Annotated in this window: 10 protein-coding genes; 8 read left to right on the top strand and 2 right to left on the bottom strand. The window is 38.7% G+C overall.

The genetic code is table 11. The features are described from left to right. The first annotated feature begins 7 nt into the window (after positions 1–7). Genes PHT93_RS10285 through PHT93_RS10275 form a run of 3 tightly spaced genes read left to right on the top strand, consistent with a single transcriptional unit; the run spans position 8 to position 4,653 of the window. On the top strand, positions 8–1,009 hold the full coding sequence (locus tag PHT93_RS10285) for a glycoside hydrolase family 43 protein (RefSeq protein WP_300242528.1): 1,002 nt from the start codon (positions 8–10) through the stop codon (positions 1,007–1,009). Continuing rightward, positions 1,006–3,063 carry an alpha-glucuronidase gene (locus tag PHT93_RS10280; RefSeq protein ID WP_300242526.1) on the top strand — a complete coding sequence of 686 codons (2,058 nt, stop codon included), beginning with the start codon at positions 1,006–1,008 and terminating at the stop codon, positions 3,061–3,063. Before PHT93_RS10285 ends, PHT93_RS10280 begins: the two co-directional genes overlap by 4 nt. Positions 3,064–3,069: 6 nt before the next feature. After that, a complete protein-coding gene (locus PHT93_RS10275; protein WP_300242524.1) occupies positions 3,070–4,653 on the top strand; it encodes a glycoside hydrolase 43 family protein in 1,584 nt (527 codons plus the stop codon). 67 nt (positions 4,654–4,720) lie between these two features. Here the strand turns inward: PHT93_RS10275 and PHT93_RS10270 are convergent, their stop codons facing one another. Further along, complete coding sequence (locus PHT93_RS10270; protein WP_300242522.1) at positions 4,721–5,656, bottom strand: DNA/RNA non-specific endonuclease; 936 nt, start codon at positions 5,654–5,656, stop codon at positions 4,721–4,723. 418 nt (positions 5,657–6,074) lie between these two features. Here PHT93_RS10270 and PHT93_RS10265 point away from each other — a divergent pair, with 418 nt between their 5' ends. The 4 genes from PHT93_RS10265 (at position 6,075) to uxuA (ending at position 10,204) form a co-directional block, all read left to right on the top strand. After that, a complete protein-coding gene (locus tag PHT93_RS10265; protein ID WP_300242520.1) occupies positions 6,075–6,707 on the top strand; it encodes a hypothetical protein in 633 nt (210 codons plus the stop codon). 415 nt (positions 6,708–7,122) lie between these two features. Beyond that, positions 7,123–8,184, top strand: a complete 1,062-nt coding sequence (locus tag PHT93_RS10260) for a LacI family DNA-binding transcriptional regulator (RefSeq protein ID WP_300242518.1) — start codon at positions 7,123–7,125, stop codon at positions 8,182–8,184. Positions 8,185–8,188: 4 nt separating this feature from the next. Further along, the gene (locus tag PHT93_RS10255) at positions 8,189–9,001 is read left to right on the top strand and encodes an SDR family oxidoreductase (RefSeq protein WP_300242516.1); all 813 of its coding nucleotides are present in this window, start codon (positions 8,189–8,191) and stop codon (positions 8,999–9,001) included. Positions 9,002–9,025: 24 nt separating this feature from the next. Then, positions 9,026–10,204 (top strand): mannonate dehydratase, encoded by a 1,179-nt coding sequence (gene uxuA / locus PHT93_RS10250; protein ID WP_300242514.1) that lies wholly within the window; start codon positions 9,026–9,028, stop codon positions 10,202–10,204. Between the two features lie 51 nt (positions 10,205–10,255). Here the strand turns inward: uxuA and PHT93_RS10245 are convergent, their stop codons facing one another. Further along, positions 10,256–13,138: an insulinase family protein gene (locus PHT93_RS10245; protein ID WP_300242511.1), complete on the bottom strand. Its 2,883-nt coding sequence runs from the start codon at positions 13,136–13,138 to the stop codon at positions 10,256–10,258. A 147-nt stretch (positions 13,139–13,285) separates the two neighbouring features. Here PHT93_RS10245 and PHT93_RS10240 point away from each other — a divergent pair, with 147 nt between their 5' ends. Next, entirely contained in the window at positions 13,286–17,200 is a 3,915-nt protein-coding gene (locus tag PHT93_RS10240; protein ID WP_300242509.1) for a hybrid sensor histidine kinase/response regulator transcription factor, read from the top strand. Positions 17,201–17,417 lie beyond the last annotated feature (217 nt).

Genomic DNA, 17,417 nt, shown 5'->3' with positions numbered 1-17,417 from the left:
TTTTAAAATGGAAACAAAGACACCAAGATATTTAGTACCGGGTGATTATATGGCAGACCCGGCAGTGCATGTATTCAATGGCAAATTGTATATTTATCCATCGCACGACTGGGAAAGCGGTATTGAAGAAAATGACAACGGAGATCATTTCAACATGAAAGACTACCATGTATTCTCTATGGAAGATATTAACGGTGAAGTGACTGATCACGGAATTGTTTTGGACGTAAAAGATATCTCTTGGGCCGGCCGTCAACTCTGGGACAACGATGTGGCCTGTAAGAATGGAATGTATTATATGTATTTTCCGTTAAAAGATAAGAACGATATATTCCGCATCGGTGTAGCGATAAGCGACAGTCCCGAAGGGCCTTTTGTTCCGGAAGAAAATCCAATTAAAGGAAGCTACAGTATTGATCCTTGCATTCTGGAAGAGGACGGAGTGTATTATATGTATTTCGGGGGCTTATGGGGTGGACAATTACAACGTTATCGTAATAATAAGGCGTTAGAATGCGCGGCATTTCCGGCAGACAATGAACCGGCTTTATGCGGAAAGATAGTTCGCCTCAGCGATAATATGTTGGAATTTGCAGAAGAGCCCAAAGACGTTGTTATTTTAGATAAAGAAGGAAATCCGTTAAAAGCGGGTGATAATGAAAGACGTTTTTTTGAGGCTTCCTGGATTCATAAATATAACGGGAAATATTATTATTCGTATTCAACAGGAGACACCCACCTGCTTTGTTATGCCATTGGTGATAATCCCTATGGGCCTTTTATTTATCAGGGTGTAATTTTAACTCCGGTAGTCGGTTGGACTACACATCATTCTATTGTGGAATTTAAAGGGAAATGGTATTTATTCCATCATGATTGTGTACCTTCAGAAGGTAAAACCTGGTTACGAAGTCTGAAAGTAGTAGAGTTAACATACAATCCCGACGGATCGATTAAAACGATCGAAGGGAAAAAACTATCGCCTATGCAGAAAAACGAAAAAGAATGAAAAGGATAGTAAGAATAGTATTATGTTGCTTAGCAATAACCATCAGCTATGGACAAATAGCGGTTTCGCAATCAGAAGAAAAAGATTACGATCCGGCATGGCTGCGATTAAGCACGAATGCAGATGCTAAGGTGACATGCAATAAGAATAGTCCGACTTTAACTATAGCGATCCATGAATTAAGAACGCAATGGATGGGACAACCGGTAAAACTTTTACTGACTAAAGAAAAGAGTATTCGGACATTAGGGTGTGACGGATACAGAATTACAGGAAATCCTTCCGGGATAGAGATTAAAGCGTCAGAAGAGCAAGGTATATTATACGGAGCTTATCATCTGCTTCGCCTACAAGCGACAGGAGGAAACTGTACTGATATAAAGATTGAAGAGTCTCCCGATTATGATATACGCATACTCAATCACTGGGATAATTTAGACAGAACTGTCGAACGCGGTTATGCGGGTTATTCCATCTGGAGATGGGATCAGCTACCGGCAGTGGTTTCTCCACGTTATAAAGAGTATGGGCGACTGAATGCTTCAATCGGAATTAATGCCACGGTATTGAATAATGTCAATGCTCCTGTAGAGGTTCTTAATACGGACATGCTGAATAAAGTAAAGGTTATTGCAGATGAACTACGTCCTTATCATATCAAAGTATTTCTTTCCGTCAATTTTTCTTCACCGGCTGTTTTAGGTGGACTTTCTACTTCTGACCCCTTAGACGCTAACGTCTCACAATGGTGGAAAGAGAAAGTCAATGAGATTTATAAACGGATACCTGATTTCGGAGGTTTTTTAGTAAAAGCTAACTCAGAAGGTTTACCCGGCCCTCAGGATTTCGGAAGAACACATGCTGACGGAGCAAATATGTTGGCCGATGCACTGAAATCGCACGATGGAATCGTGATGTGGCGTGCATTTGTTTACAATCCATCAAATGAGGACAGGGCGAAACAAGCCTATAGTGAATTCCTTCCATTAGATGGTCAGTTCCGGGATAATGTTATCATTCAGGTAAAAAACGGTCCCATAGATTTTCAGCCGAGAGAACCATTCAGTCCTTTGTTCGGTGCTATGCAAAAGACAGCTGTTATGCCGGAACTACAGATAACGCAGGAATATCTGGGCTTTTCAAATCATCTTGTATTTCTTGCCACCCAATGGGAAGAGTTTCTTAACAGCGAGACCTATTGCAATGGTGCCGGTTCTACTGTGGCCAAAACGACTGACGGAACACTATTCAAACAGCCGCTCACCGCAATAGCCGGAGTTGCCAATATTGGTGAAGACGAAAACTGGTGTGGTCATTATTTCGCACAATCGAACTGGTACACTTTCGGGAGAATGGCTTGGAAAAATACGATCTCTTCCGGAGAAATCGCGGAAGAATGGATTAAAATGACCTTTTCTGATAATCCCGAGTTTCTTAACCCGGTAAAAGAAATGATGCTCCAGTCTCATGAAGCTGTCGTAGATTATATGATGCCATTAGGACTACATCATATTTTTGCGTGGGGGCATCATTACGGTCCGGAACCTTGGACTGCTATTCCCGGAGCGCGCCCGGACTGGCTTCCTTCCTATTATCATCAGGCGGATAAGCAAGGCATCGGATTTGACAGAACTACTTCAGGAAGCAATGCGGTTTCGCAATATTTTTCTCCTTTGCGGGAAGAATTTAATCAGTTAGAAACCTGTCCTGAGGCATTCTTATTATGGTTTCATCATCTTCCGTGGACGTATAAAATGAAAAACGGAAAAACATTGTGGGATAATCTGTGCTACAAATATGATTCGGGTGTGCAACAAGTTCGTGATTTCCAGAAAATCTGGGATAAAACAGAAGGACTTGTAGATGAGCATCGTTTTAAGCATGTTCAATCAAGATTGAAGATACAGGCAAAAGATGCAGTATGGTGGAAAGATGCTTGTCTGCTTTATTTCCAGACATTCTCCGGGCTGCCTATCCCTTACGATATTGAAAGACCTGTTCATGAATTAGATGCTCTTATGAAAATTAAACTAGACATGAAACATCATAATTAAATGAAGATGAAAAAAATCCTTTTACTTCTTGGTATTCTGTTCTTCACAAGCGGAATAAACAGTCAGGAGAACCAAACTCGCTATACTAATCCGATGATGTGGGCTGATGTTCCCGATCTGTCTGTTACCCGCAATGGGGATGACTACTATCTGATCAGTACCACTATGCATCTCATGCCGGGCGCTCCGATCATGAAATCCAAAGATCTTGCTCATTGGGAGATAGTAAGCTATGTGTTTGATACGCTTAATGATAATTCCAAATATGATTTGCTCAACGGAACAGTATATGGACGGGGACAATGGGCTTCTTCTATTCGTTTTCATAAGGGTAAGTATTATGTCATGTTCTCTCCCAATGATCAACCATTCAGGTCTTATCTGTATTCGACAACGAATCCTGAAGGAAAGTGGGAGCTTGTTTCACGTATGCCGCATTTTCATGACAATTCCTTATTTTTTGATGATGACGGGAAAGTGTATGTATATTATGGAACGGGAGAACTTCGGGAACTGAGAGAAGATTTGTCGGATGTGAAAGAGGGAGGTGTAAACATGAAAATCTTTGAACGCGACGCAAGCGAGACAGGTCTTCTTGAGGGAAGTCAGGCGATTAAATATAATGGCAAATACTATCTGTTAATGATATCCTGGCCACAGAATGGCAAACGCCGCCAACTCTGTTATCGTGCGGATAAGATAACCGGACCCTATGAGAAAAAGGTAATCTTAGAAGATAATTTCGCGGGATTTCCTTATGTGGGACAAGGATGTATAATTGATGATAAATACGGAAACTGGTACGGACTGATTTTTCAGGACAGGGATGCGGTAGGGCGCGTTCCGTTGCTTATGCCGGTCAGATGGGAAAACGGGTGGCCTATGTTGGGCGACAAAGACGGAAAAGTACCTGATGAGGGAATAACACCTTTCCCGACCTATGATACAGGCAGGCGTTTGGTTGAGAGCGACGATTTCTCTTCGGACACGTTAAAACTGAATTGGCAATGGAATCATAATCCGATCAATCCGGCATGGTCGTTAACCGAACGCCCGGGATATTTACGTCTTAAAACGGCTCGCGTAGTCAATAATCTTTATCTGGCACCTAATACGATTTCTCAACGTATGGAAGGACCGAAATGCAGCGGCACAATAGCTCTTGTTATTTCACATATGAATGAGGGGGATATTGCAGGTTTTGCTGCGTTTAACGGACATTCAGCTATTCTCGAAATCCACAAAGAAAAGGATCAGAGCTATCTGGCTTTTGCCACAAATGTGGTTGACCTGAGCGAAGAATTAAAAGAAGTTTTAAATGTAAATGCTAAAGAGACAGAACGAGTTACAATAGATAAAGATCTCATCTACCTGAGAATTGATGCAGACTTTAATCTGGGTAAAGATATTGCAACTTTTTTCTATAGTTATGACAATATAAACTGGAAAAGCATTGGGGAGCCTTTTAAAATGCGTTTCGATTACAAGAGACTATTTATGGGAACACGGTTTGCGTTGTTTAATTATGCCACTTCTTCCACAGGAGGATATATAGACATTGATTATTTCTCTTACACCAAAGAGAAATAAATACCACTTGATGAATCTTGAGAAGGGCGTCCGATTGTGATTGGATGCCCTTTCTTTTCTCAAGATATCAACGGAAGAACGACCAATGATTGAGATTTACTTTCGCTTCCATTTCTTTCTCGATCTTATCGGGAAGTTGCGGGAAGAAGTCGATACCCGTCACCTCTTCTATCCGATCCACAGACACTGCCTGATCACGTGGCGAAGTTTGTTTATAGTCCCTGTTCTCAAACAGAAAACCAATAGCCTGAGCTTTTTCCGGATCACAGACTACTTTATAAAATAAACGAGGAACTCCAACCCTGTTTCCTCCGAGTCGCTTCAGGTCTTTCTCAATAACCGGCCCCGTAACGATATAGATCACTCCCTTCTCTTTCGCCCAAACACGAACAGTCATCTCCAAATCATTCCAGACACCACCGTTCAACCCTCTGTCTTGCGGACAAATATTACTGAAATAGAAAGTTTCTCTCATAACTTTCTCTGACCATTTCATATCTCCTGCAGGAACCATATGTCCGCGGTCATAGCCCGTCTTCGAATAATCCTCATTTAAAGCAGTTGCCCCCTTAACTTCAGGATCAGGCACAAACTTATTATGTCGTTTTACTTTTGCGTTATTTACTTTATCCTCAGTCAATACATACGCCACCCAGTTCGGAATCTTAAAATCCGGATTATAAGAAACCGAATACCCTTCATGCTTAATAAGCTGTTCTTTATTACCATTCTTAAGGACTGGTATTTCAGCGCCGGTGGGTAAGTCTTCTTTTTTCAGTTTTACCTCCGCCTGCTGAGATTCGATTATCTCCGGCAGTTTCTTTATTACCGTATCAACAACATTTTTCGCTCTATCTTCAGGTACATAATTCAGATACAAGAATATACCTCCAACAATACACACAAGCGATACAGAAACAATCGCAATAAAACGTTTTATACTTCCCCAAAAGGACTTTCCGGATTTCTTTGTATTTTTCTTCTTTAATTTTCTTTTTGCCATTTTTTCATCTATTGCCAGACAAAGATAGACATTTTCCAAAAGTTAAAACAAGACAGAATGAATAACAGCCCCGTAGATCAGGTTAAATATATACTAATTTATCTCCGTCAACCGACGTTTTTTTCAATGTTGAAAATCAAGCGAAAAATAAGCACAAAAATATAAAGGTTATTTTTCCAATTATAAAGGATATTTTTGGAAAAATATCCTTTATATTTTTTTTTTCATTCTATGCGTAATTTTCATTGACAACAAACAATCCCCAAAAACAATATTTTGACATAAGAATCAGACAAAACAGAGAACGAATAAATAGTTTCTCAACACATTTACTCTGAAAAATATATTGATTTTAATAGTATAATAAAAAAATATCGTATGTTTGCATATCAATTTTTAACTTAAAAATCATTTGTTTATGAATCCTACTTTTAGCATTAAAGAAACCTTTTTAAAGTCATGGGAAGTAGTTAAGGCAAATATATGGGTATTGGCCGGGCTATTTATCGGATTTAATATTATCACTTTTACGTTAGGAATACTGGCAGGCAACTCAATAACGCTCAGTATTATCATAAATATAATAGTCTTAATATTAGGTAGCATATTTTCCTTGGGTTATTTCCGAAATATTTTTCAGGCACTCGATGGAGAAGAACCTCAGTTTTCAGCTTATGGACAAGAAAGCCGTAAAGTATTAAAATACATTCTGGCTTCTATTATTTATTCAATCATAGCTACTATAGGAACTCTTTTATTTATAATTCCAGGTATCTATTTAGGAATCCGCCTTCAATTCTACGCAGCTTACATTGTGGATGAAGACTGCGGAGCTATTGAATCTCTGCAACGCAGTTGGGAAATAACAAAAAATCAAGGAATGCCTCTATTCCTGTTATTACTGGCAATGATTGGAATAATGATAGTTGGATTCATTCTTCTGATAGTAGGTATATTTGTAGCCTATCCACTTTGTTTCACAATGTACTTAGTTGTTTACCGTGCATTAAACGTGCCTAATCAACCAAAAGAAATAGAAGAAACTTTTTAAGTTTTTTCTCAAAATATAGAGCCTGTTTAAATTTTTATTCGTGGCTTATTTCGATTTATTTTTTGTTTAGTTGTATATCCGCATGAATGAGCATAGCGGGCTATGTGATTGAATGCGGAGATGCAGATAAGCAAAAAAGAAGATGAAAGAAGACCGAAACAAACCCTCAAGAAATATCCTATAAAAATTTAAACAGGCTCATAGTTTATTTAAGGTATCTCTGTGTTTTTTCTTTTGATTGCCTTCAAAAGAGAAAACACAGGGATATTTTTTTAAGACCGATCTGTCTGCAAAAAATAAAGAGTATAGAACAAACAAAAAAGAATATTTATCATCAACTATTTGAGTAGTTATTTATTTAGTCTATATTTGTTTTGTGTTCGTACACATATAAAGAAACAATCATGCATCCTATATGAAAAAGAATTATAGAATAAAAGATATTGCCGAGTTGTCCGGAGTTTCTACAGGAACTGTAGATCGTATTCTTCATAAACGTGGAAAAGTATCCACAGAAGCGCGGGAAAAGGTTGAAAAGGTTTTAAAAGAAATAGATTATCATCCCAACCTTATCGCGCGTTCATTAGCTTTAAAAAAACAATATCATTTTATAACCGTCACCCCCATAGTTCACACAGGAGCTTACTGGGAACAACTATGTATGGGGATAGAAGCTGCAGAAAATGATTTATTCAGTTATAATGTTAAAGTAAGACGATTGTACTTTGATCAGTACGACAAGAACAGTTTTGACGAATTGATTCCGCAAATAGAAAATTCAGATTGTCAGGGAGTAGTGATTGCCACTCTTTTTAAAGAAGGAGTTTTAAACCTTACGAAGGTATTAGATGAAAAAGAAATTCCTTATGTTTTGATTGATGCCTACATAGAAGGAACACATGCTGTAGCATATTACGGTACGCCTTCGTTTGATTCGGGTTATATTGCCGGCAGATTAATATATAATCAATTAAAAGCCAATGACGATATTGTTGTTTTTAAATTCTCTCGTATCGGCAATCAAATCAGTACTCAGGTGCAGATACGTGAAGAAGGATTCCGCACTTATTTATCAGAAAAAAACTATCAGGGAAGAATCCATCATGTGCATATTCATGCCGGAGATGATGGCAAGAACAAAGAAATAGTCGATGAATTCATGCAAAAATATCCGGAAGTAAACATGGGTATCATCTTTAACTCAAAAGCCTATCTGATCGGTGATTATTTGGAAAACAATGAAACAAAGAAAGAATTCAGGCTTGTCGGATATGATGCGATAGATAAAAATATACATTATCTGAAAAACGGACGAGTAACACACCTGATTGCTCAGCGACCGGAGGTACAAGGTCTGAATTGTATAAAAGCATTGTTCCGTCATTTAGTACTAAAAGAGAAAAACGAACTGATCAACCATATGCCTATCGATATTTTAATGAAAGAAAATATTCAATACTATAATAATTATATTTAATATCATGAACGAACTATTCAGTGTAGAAGGAAAAGTCATTTTATTGACCGGTGGATGCGGTATCCTGGGGGCATGTATGGCTAAACATTTAGCAAAAGAAGGAGCCATTGTTATTATTCTTGACCGTGATTCAGTCAAAGGAAATGCTTTGATGAACGAGATTATTAAAGAAGGAGGAAAAGCATTATTCCTACTGACAGATGTGCTGAAAAAAGAAGTGTTAGAAGAAAATAAAGCTGCAATTCTCAAAACATACGGAAGGATAGATGTATTGGTGAATTTGGCAGGAGGAAATCAGGCAGGAGCTACGATTCCGCCCGATAAGACTATTTTCGATCTGAATATTGAGGCTTTCCGTGCGGTAGTTGACCTTAACCTGTTTGGAACTGTATTGCCTACTATGGTCTTTGCTGATGTAATGGTACAACAGAAAAAAGGAAGTATCATTAATATTTCATCGGAATCGGCATTAAGACCGTTGACCAGAGTCGTAGGCTATGGTTGCGCAAAAGCAGCAGTAAGTAATTTTACGCAATATATGGCAGGAGAACTTGCTATTAAATTTGGTGAAGGATTGAGGGTAAATGCTATGGCTCCGGGATTTTTCCTGACAGAGCAAAATCGTGCGTTAATGACGAATCCGGATGGAACGCCATCACCAAGATGTCAGACTGTTTTAGCGCATACGCCTTTCGGACGACTCGGTAAACCGGAAGAATTATTAGGAACCTTACAATGGTTGGCAAGTGATGCATCAGCTTTTGTGACCGGTACAGTGATTCCTGTTGATGGTGGATTTGATGCCTTTTCAATCTAATATGAACATTTTAAAATAAAGATTATGTATTTATGTGAACAAACTTGGAGATGGTATGGTCCGAACGACCCTGTCAGCCTTTGGGACATCCGACAGGCGGGAGCAACAGGGATCGTAACCGCATTACATCATATTCCTAACGGAGAAGTCTGGTCATTGGAAGAGATCAGAAAAAGAAAAGAAATGATCGAAGCTGTCGGACTAAAATGGAGCGTTGTTGAAAGCGTTCCTGTACACGAACATATAAAAACACAAACGGGTAACTTCCGGAAATATATTGAGAATTATAAACAATCTATCCGTAATCTGGGTTCTTGCGGTATTTATGTAGTTACTTACAACTTCATGCCGGTATTGGATTGGACGCGTACAGACCTGGCTTACACGCTTCCTGACGGTTCTAAAGCGTTGCGTTTTGAACGTGCAGCCTTTATGGCATTCGATCTGTTCATTTTACAACGTCCCGCTGCTGCACAGGAATACTCAGAAGAAGACAAAGCTAAAGCTCGTGCTCGTTTTGAATCTATGAGCGAGGAAGAAAAACATACGCTAACGCGTAATATGATTGCCGGATTACCGGGATCTGAAGAAAGTTTCACGATTGAACAATTCCGTGCTGAATTAGAAAGATATAAAGATATTGATAAAGAAAAATTACGTTCTAATCTGATTTACTTCCTGCGCGAAATAGCACCGGTAGCTGACGAGGCAAATGTCAGATTGGTTATACACCCGGATGATCCCCCCTATTCTATTCTCGGACTTCCGAGAGTATTAAGTACGGAACAAGACTTCCTTAGTCTGATCAAAGAAGTACCGAACGAAAGTAACGGACTCTGTCTGTGTACAGGCTCTTTCGGAGTGCGTAGCGACAATGATCTGGCAGGTATGATGGAACGTTTTGGAGACCGTATTGACTTTGTTCATTTCCGTAGTACGCAACGCGATGAAGAAGGTAATTTCTACGAAGCAAACCATTTAGAAGGAGACGTTGACATGTACGGCGTAATGAAAGCCTTATTCGAACTCCAACAAAGACGTGGTAAATCAATCGCTATGCGTCCGGATCATGGACATCAGATGATAGACGATCTTAAGAAGAAAACCAATCCGGGCTATTCTTGTATCGGACGTTTGCGCGGATTAGCAGAATTACGGGGTCTGGAAATGGGAATTGCTCGTTCCAAGACTTTAGGAAAATAAGCTGATAAAACAGTAAAGAATGAGAGTGTATGAAAGAAAACACTCTCATTCTTATTTTATAATATCTTTTTTACGGATATGTATCACTTCTCCAAATTTAGCCAATTCATTCATATCTATCTTTCTTGAGTTACCTACTACCATGTAAACGACAGGACGGTCGGCAATGTTATTTTCGTAAAAGCGTATGATATCATCCATATCCAAATTATAGAGATTATTGATAAACAAATAGTTCGGATCTACATCATAGCCTTCCATACGATACTGGGCAATCTTTTCCGATATTTCACGAAACGAGGGATAATTATTATTTGCATGATTTAATACGGTCTGCCGGATAGATTCTATTTTTTCTGGTTTTACGGGCATTTTCCGGATCAACGAGTCAAGTACGGAGATAGCATCCGTCGTTTTATCAGACTGAGTTGTCATACTGGCTGTTAATTCTCCGGGTTTATCACTATGAACAAAAGGAGGTATTATATACTTTGCAAACGCCCGGTAAGCAAAAGAACGGAATTCACGGATTTCCTGAAACATTAATGAAGACATATCACCTCCGAAATAACCGCTGAAAAGTTTTGCCGCATGTCTTTTTCCAAATTCATCTTGCGGTTCTCCGGGTACATAAGCATACACAATACTTTGGCCTGCATCGGGCATATTATAAAAATAGACACGAGGTTCTTCGTAAGTTATCAACGGACGATAATAAGGAGATGCCGACTCTTTATTTATTTTATCCAGATCTAAATGTTCTTTCAATATTGTCGCAACACGATTTAAAGGTATAGCTCCACAATAATGAATATCACAAGCAATCATCTGAGTCTTTTTGAAAGACTTGACCAGCTCTTCTCCTGTCATTTTTTTCAATTCAGAGAAAGATACTTTTTTAAGGAACTTGGATTCTTCGCCATACTTCACCATCTCAAGCAACGCTTTTGCAACATCATCTCCTGATTTAGAAAAGGATTTTAAGGTCACCTTTTCTGCATCTTTTAGTTGACTCACATTCTTTTTATCGGCTTTTACGGTCTCCATAAAAGAGGTTACAAGAGATAATGTCTTTTCAAACTTCTCATCAAAACCATTCACTCTTATTGTGAATGTCTGGTCATTCGCTTCAAAGGAAAGGGACGCGCCAAAAGACTGAAGAGCCTCTCTAAATTCCCTGAACGATTGAGTTTCCGTTCCTAAAAAAGGAAGATAATCGGCTACCTGCTTTAATATAGGCGCTTTAAGCGTTCCTATTTTATAAGACAAGCTAAATGTAAATATTGTATTAACAGGGTTCTGTTTGACATATAGGGTTACATAAGGAGATAGCTTTTCCGTCTCAATATCATTTTCAAAATCAAGTAAACGTGGCGACAATTCCTGAACCGGTATTTCCTCCATTTTCTTTGCAAAATCAGATTTCGCATTCGCATTTTTAGGAGCTATCGGCTCATAATCCGGTTTGGGCAGATTATCTTTGGGATATTTGCCTGTCTTCTTAGTAACATACAAATGATTTTCTGTAAAGTATTTACGGGCAGCATTGACTACATCGTCTTTTGTCAGCGCATTAATACGATCAAGGTCTGTCACATACTCTTCCCACGAGATCCCCTGCGAATAAAGTCGCATCATCGTTTGCGCACGCGAGCTGATATCTTCGAGACTGGCATTGTATGAACGAACGGATTCTAATTTAAGACTATTAAACATCTCATCCGAAAACTCTCCGGATTTAACACGTTCAATTTCCCGCCATACTAATTTAGTTGCTGAGTTATAGGTTTGAAACAATAACTTAGGAACCACCCCTACACCTAATATACCGGCTTCGTTTAAGCTTTCACTCATCGCAATAGCTGCCATTAGTTTCCGCTCGACCATCAACTTATCTAAAAAGCCCGTTCCGTTTTCGTTATTTAGTAAACCAACGGCAATCTTTAATGCTGCTTCATCCGGATGATTAGCAGGTACTCCCCGGAAACCAAGTGCCAGAACTTTAACAAAAGGGATAGACAGCTTGATACGTTCCGTCTCTTTACCCCGAAAAGGAGGTAAAACCACTTTTTCCCTGACAGGAGCTTCGCCTTTCCTTACCCTCGAGAACGTTCTCTCTAATAAAGATAGTACTTCTTTTGAGTCAAAATCACCACTCAGAATCAATCCCATATTAGATGCAACATAATAGTCCTCAAAGAATTTACGCATTTCAGAAAGACGCGGATTCTTCAAACTTTCTGTGCTCCCGACTATCGGATAAGCATATGGGTGAGGGTAAAAATAACGGTATGTGAGTTTCTCGATAGCCTGTCCTCCCATCCTGTCTGTGTACATATTTTTCTCTTCATAAACTGTTTCCAGTTCATTCTGAAAAAGACGAAAAACAGGATTCACGAGTCGTTCGCTATTAATCTCTGCCCACTGAATCATATACTGAGGAGAGAACGTATTAAAATAAACGGTAAAATCATAGGAAGTTCCCGCATTCAACATACTACCGCCATAGCGGGTAATCAAATGGTCAAACTCATTTGGAATAACATATTCAGAAGCGCGGACACTTATTTGATTAATCTCTAATTGAATTTTCGCTCTTTTTTCCGGATCCGAGGTCTGAGCCAACTCATCGTATTTTGTAGCTATTGAATCCAATAACACTTTTTCCGCTTCATAATCAACCGTCCCGATTTTATCTGTTCCTTTGAACATCATATGCTCAAAATAATGCGCGATACCAGTGTCGGGACAATCTTTTGAACCAGCCTTAACAACCACAGCTCCAAACACTTTAGGTTCGCTATGATCCTCATTCAACCAAACAGTCAGTCCATTACTCAGCTTATATTCTTTTACGCGAAGAGATTCCGGTATTTCGGCAGAATACACACTCGCGCTTAGCGTCAAAAGTGCCACAGGCAATATTTTTTTCATTAACAATAGACATATAAATACAAATATATCTACTTTCATTAAACAATACGAGAAATCAAAAGGTTTTTAGTTTTCAATACAGATCATTATATTTGTTTTGATAATTATTCATAGATTTGCTAAAAAAAACACAAGAAGTTATACGATATGAATCTCAAGCTTCCATTGTCAATATTGATGTTATTACTCTTACTTTGGACAAAGGGAAATGCTGAGAACCGTTATTTCAGACATTACAACAACAAACATGGACTTTCACATAATACCGTTTATGCATCTATTCAGGACAGAAGAGGGTTTATGTGGTTTGGAACTGAAGATGGATTAAATCGTTTCGACGGGCATACCTTCAAAGTATATCGTCATAATTCCTTTTCGGACAACAGCATTCCGAACGATTTCATCATCAGTTTGTTTGAGGATTCTGAAAATAAAATATGGATTTGCACCAACAAAGGAGTATGTTTCTATGATTATCGCACAGAAACTTTTCATCCGTTTCAGCTTATACCGGAACAAGAGCATATTGAATATTTTCGTCATGTAAAGGAAGATGCGTACAAAAACCTGTGGTTTATTACACATAACCGAATCGTACGATATAGTTTAATAGATAAGAGTCATACTGTTTATCCCGCAAATGAGTATTTTTCACCGCGTTCGATTACTATCACAGATGAAGGTTTACCGTTGTTCAGTGATGGAAATACGTTATATGAATACAATAAACAAACCGATTCATTTACGAAGACAACTATCCTGACACCAGATGAAATAACATCGCAAACTCATATCGATGTAATCTGTCAGGTTGCCGATGCAGGAGTATTTATCGGTACGGATAAAATGGGGCTTAAATTTTTCAACTATCATTCCCGGAAAGTTGAAAATGTGATTCCGGACACACAAATACGCGACATTTGTTCTTTTAATAAACACACCTACTGGATAGCATCCGAATCGGGCGTGTATATCTACAACCTGCTTGATAAAAGTCTGATTAACCTACGAAAATCTTTAACAAATGAATATGCTCTCTCGGATAATGCCATATATTCTCTTACAAAAGACAATGAAGGTGGTATGTGGGCCGGTTCTTTTTTTGGTGGCGTTAGTTACTTACCCAAGCAATACACTCCTTTCGACTATTTCATAGGCGGAAAAACGCATCTTGATATGCCGGGAAATGCGGTAAGGGAAATCTGTCCCGATCAATATGGCATGATTTGGTTCGGAACGGAAGATAATGGGATAAACAAGTATAACCCGAAAACTGGAGAAATAACAAATTATTCATATAACAATCCCCAACACCCATTATCAGCCACAAATATACATGGATTGCTCGCAAAAGAAAACCGGTTATGGGTAGGAACATATAATCGGGGCATTGATGTTATCGACTTAACCTCGGGCAGAATAATAAAAAGGTACACGCGCGCGAGCACGCAAAAAGGTCTTGAAAGCGATTTCATCGTTAGTTTTCATGCTACCCGCTCAGGGGAATTATTTGCAGGGACCTCTTTAGGGGTTAGCCTTTACGACCCCGAAAAGGATACATTTAAGCCCTGGAAAAACATTCACACATTGATAAGGCAGATTTACGAAGATAAAACAGGGAATATCTGGTTTGCGACATCCAACGGAGTATTTCATTATATCCGCGAAACGGATGAGGTTCATCATTACACCAATAATCCTCAAAACTCACAAAGCATTGCAAGTAATAATACGACATCCGTTTTTGAAGATTCTAAAGGACAAATATGGATAAGCACGGTAAACGGGCTCTCGTTATTCAACAGAAAAACCGGGTCATTCAATCAAATCACTGCAGAAAATGGACTACCAAGTAATATTGTTTATCGGATTGTAGAAGATGAAAACGGTTTTTTCTGGCTTTCTACGGCAAATGGTTTAGTTCGGTTTCATCCGGAAACGTATGCCATGCGCGTCTTTACTTATACCGACGGATTGCACGAGACGCAGTTCAATTATAGTTCCTCTTACAAAACTCCGGACGGAACAATTTACATGGGAACGATCAATGGCATGATTGATTTTAACCCGAGCCGTTTCAAAGAAGACACATTCACTCCTCCGGTTTTCATTACACGCGTCAACGTTCCCGACAATAAAAGCAATCAATACAAATCTCTGCCGGCAGAAAGCGTTGAAACGCTTACACTACCTTATAACGCAGCAACATTCAGTCTTTCATTTGTAGCATTAAGTTACACCTCGCCGGAAGCCATACGATATGCTTATAAATTGGAGAACATTGATAAAGAATGGATTTTCATGAACGGGAACAAAGATGTTACTTTTGCAAATCTTTCTCCGGGCAAATATGTATTCAAGGTTAAATCAACAAACAGCAGTGGAGCATGGCAGGAAAATGAATATTCATTACCTATTCTGATTACCCCTCCTTTCTGGCAAACAGGATGGGCTTTCAGCCTTTACGCTTTATTAGCCGGTTTATCTGTCTTTCTTTTTTATAGTTATAAAAAGCGCCGACTGGAAGAAAAGCATCGTTTCAAACGGGAACGTTTTGAAGCTAAAAAAGAAAAAGAATTATACGATGCCAAGATCCAATTCTTCACATTCATAACGCATGAGATAAGAACTCCTTTAACTCTGATTAAAGCTCCTTTAGAAAAGATTCTCAAATCCGGCGACGGAACAGCAGACACGAAAGAGAACTTGCAAACCATTGAGAGAAACACAGAGAGATTATTAAATCTAAGCAATCAGTTACTCGATTTCCGTAAAACTGAGAGCAAAGGGTTCAAATTACATTATACAGAAACAGATGTTTCCATTTGGTTGCAAACGATACTTCAGCCGTTTCTTCCGGTAATGAAGCAAAAAGGAAAAGAATTTACGATAAACGGAACCGAGAAAACAAGGTATGCGATGATTGACAGGGAGGCCTTTTCTAAAATCATCAGTAATCTGATCACAAACGCGATCAAATATTCTGATAAAAAAATCGCACTAACCATCAGAAATAACCAGGAAGAGAAAACATTTTCTATTGATGTCGTGAATGACGGTCTCTTAATTCCGGAAAGCGAAAGAGAACAGATATTTACTCCTTTTTACCGGTTAAACGAGACAATTCATCAGGAAGGCAGTGGTATAGGTTTATCGCTTGCACATTCTTTAACGGATTTCCATCAGGGAAAGTTGACCTGCACACAGACAGAAGACAAGCAAAACTGCTTTACCTTAACCTTACCCCTATTGCAGGTACAAGAAAAAACGGTTTCTCCGGACGCAAGAGAAAGTAAAAGTCCCGAATCTGAAAGACCAACTATATTAGTAGTCGAGGATCAGGAAGAAATGAGAATGTTCATAAGCAAAGAATTAAGCTCCGATTATTCAGTAATCGAGGCTGCGGATGGAAAAGATGCCCTCAATCAATTAAACAATCACTCCGCAGATTTGATAATCAGCGATGTGATGATGCCGAACATGGATGGCTTTGAACTCTGTAATATAGTAAAGAATGACATCAATTACAGCCATATACCATTTATAATACTAACAGCTCAACACAATCTGCAATCACATCTTAAAGGATTAAATCAGGGAGCCGATGCTTATTTAGAAAAACCTTTTTCAATAGAGTTGTTGATCGCTCAGACAAAGAACCTCATAAAAAACAGGATCTTACTCAACAAAGCTTATAAAGAAAAACCATTAACGGAAGCAGCCAGTCTTTCAACTTCACCTGCAGATGATCTATTTTTAAAAAAACTAACTGATTGCATTGAAGAAAACATTGCAAGTGAAAAACTTGGAGTAGAAATGCTCGCGTCTGAACTGGGGATGAGTACGTCAGGACTATACAGAAAAGTAAAAGGTATTTCAGGAATTTCTCCCGTTGAATTTATAAAAATAGCCCGATTAAAAAAAGCAGTACGTTTGATGAAGGACGGTGAAACGAGGATAAACGAAATTGCATTCAAATGTGGTTTTTCTTCCCCCTCCTATTTTTCAACCAGTTTCTTAAAACAATACGGAAAATCTCCTTCTGAATTTCTTCGCGAATAAAAGGATAATCTAAAAAAAACTTCTTTGCAGCACAATTTAAAAGAGCTTGGTTTAGTTTGCCGAAGAGCTTAAACTGGTTTGCCGAAGAGCCTCCTGACTTTGACGGTTTATTTTCGAAAACGAATGATTTTCAGTGTCTTTTGTTTTTGTTTAGACACTACACCTAATTTCTACTATCCAGTTTAAATGGTACGGTATGCCTTTTCATTTTCATGGC

The organism is Massilibacteroides sp. (assembly GCF_028705895.1).
Taxonomy (GTDB): Bacteria; Bacteroidota; Bacteroidia; order Bacteroidales; family Tannerellaceae; genus Massilibacteroides.
Note: the sequence above shows the minus strand (reverse complement) of the source record. Positions and strands in the feature narration are given on the sequence as shown.

What these genes read in the sequence shown, in the direction of transcription:
- PHT93_RS10260 (WP_300242518.1), top strand. Translation starts at nt 7,123, where the DNA reads ATGAAAAAGAATTATAGAATAAAAGATATTGCCGAGTTGTCCGGAGTT.
- PHT93_RS10270 (WP_300242522.1), bottom strand. Translation starts at nt 5,656, where the DNA reads ATGGCAAAAAGAAAATTAAAGAAGAAAAATACAAAGAAATCCGGAAAG.
- PHT93_RS10240 (WP_300242509.1), top strand. Translation starts at nt 13,286, where the DNA reads ATGAATCTCAAGCTTCCATTGTCAATATTGATGTTATTACTCTTACTT.
- PHT93_RS10285 (WP_300242528.1), top strand. Translation starts at nt 8, where the DNA reads ATGGAAACAAAGACACCAAGATATTTAGTACCGGGTGATTATATGGCA.
- PHT93_RS10275 (WP_300242524.1), top strand. Translation starts at nt 3,070, where the DNA reads ATGAAAAAAATCCTTTTACTTCTTGGTATTCTGTTCTTCACAAGCGGA.
- PHT93_RS10245 (WP_300242511.1), bottom strand. Translation starts at nt 13,138, where the DNA reads ATGAAAAAAATATTGCCTGTGGCACTTTTGACGCTAAGCGCGAGTGTG.
- uxuA (WP_300242514.1), top strand. Translation starts at nt 9,026, where the DNA reads ATGTATTTATGTGAACAAACTTGGAGATGGTATGGTCCGAACGACCCT.
- PHT93_RS10280 (WP_300242526.1), top strand. Translation starts at nt 1,006, where the DNA reads ATGAAAAGGATAGTAAGAATAGTATTATGTTGCTTAGCAATAACCATC.
- PHT93_RS10255 (WP_300242516.1), top strand. Translation starts at nt 8,189, where the DNA reads ATGAACGAACTATTCAGTGTAGAAGGAAAAGTCATTTTATTGACCGGT.
- PHT93_RS10265 (WP_300242520.1), top strand. Translation starts at nt 6,075, where the DNA reads ATGAATCCTACTTTTAGCATTAAAGAAACCTTTTTAAAGTCATGGGAA.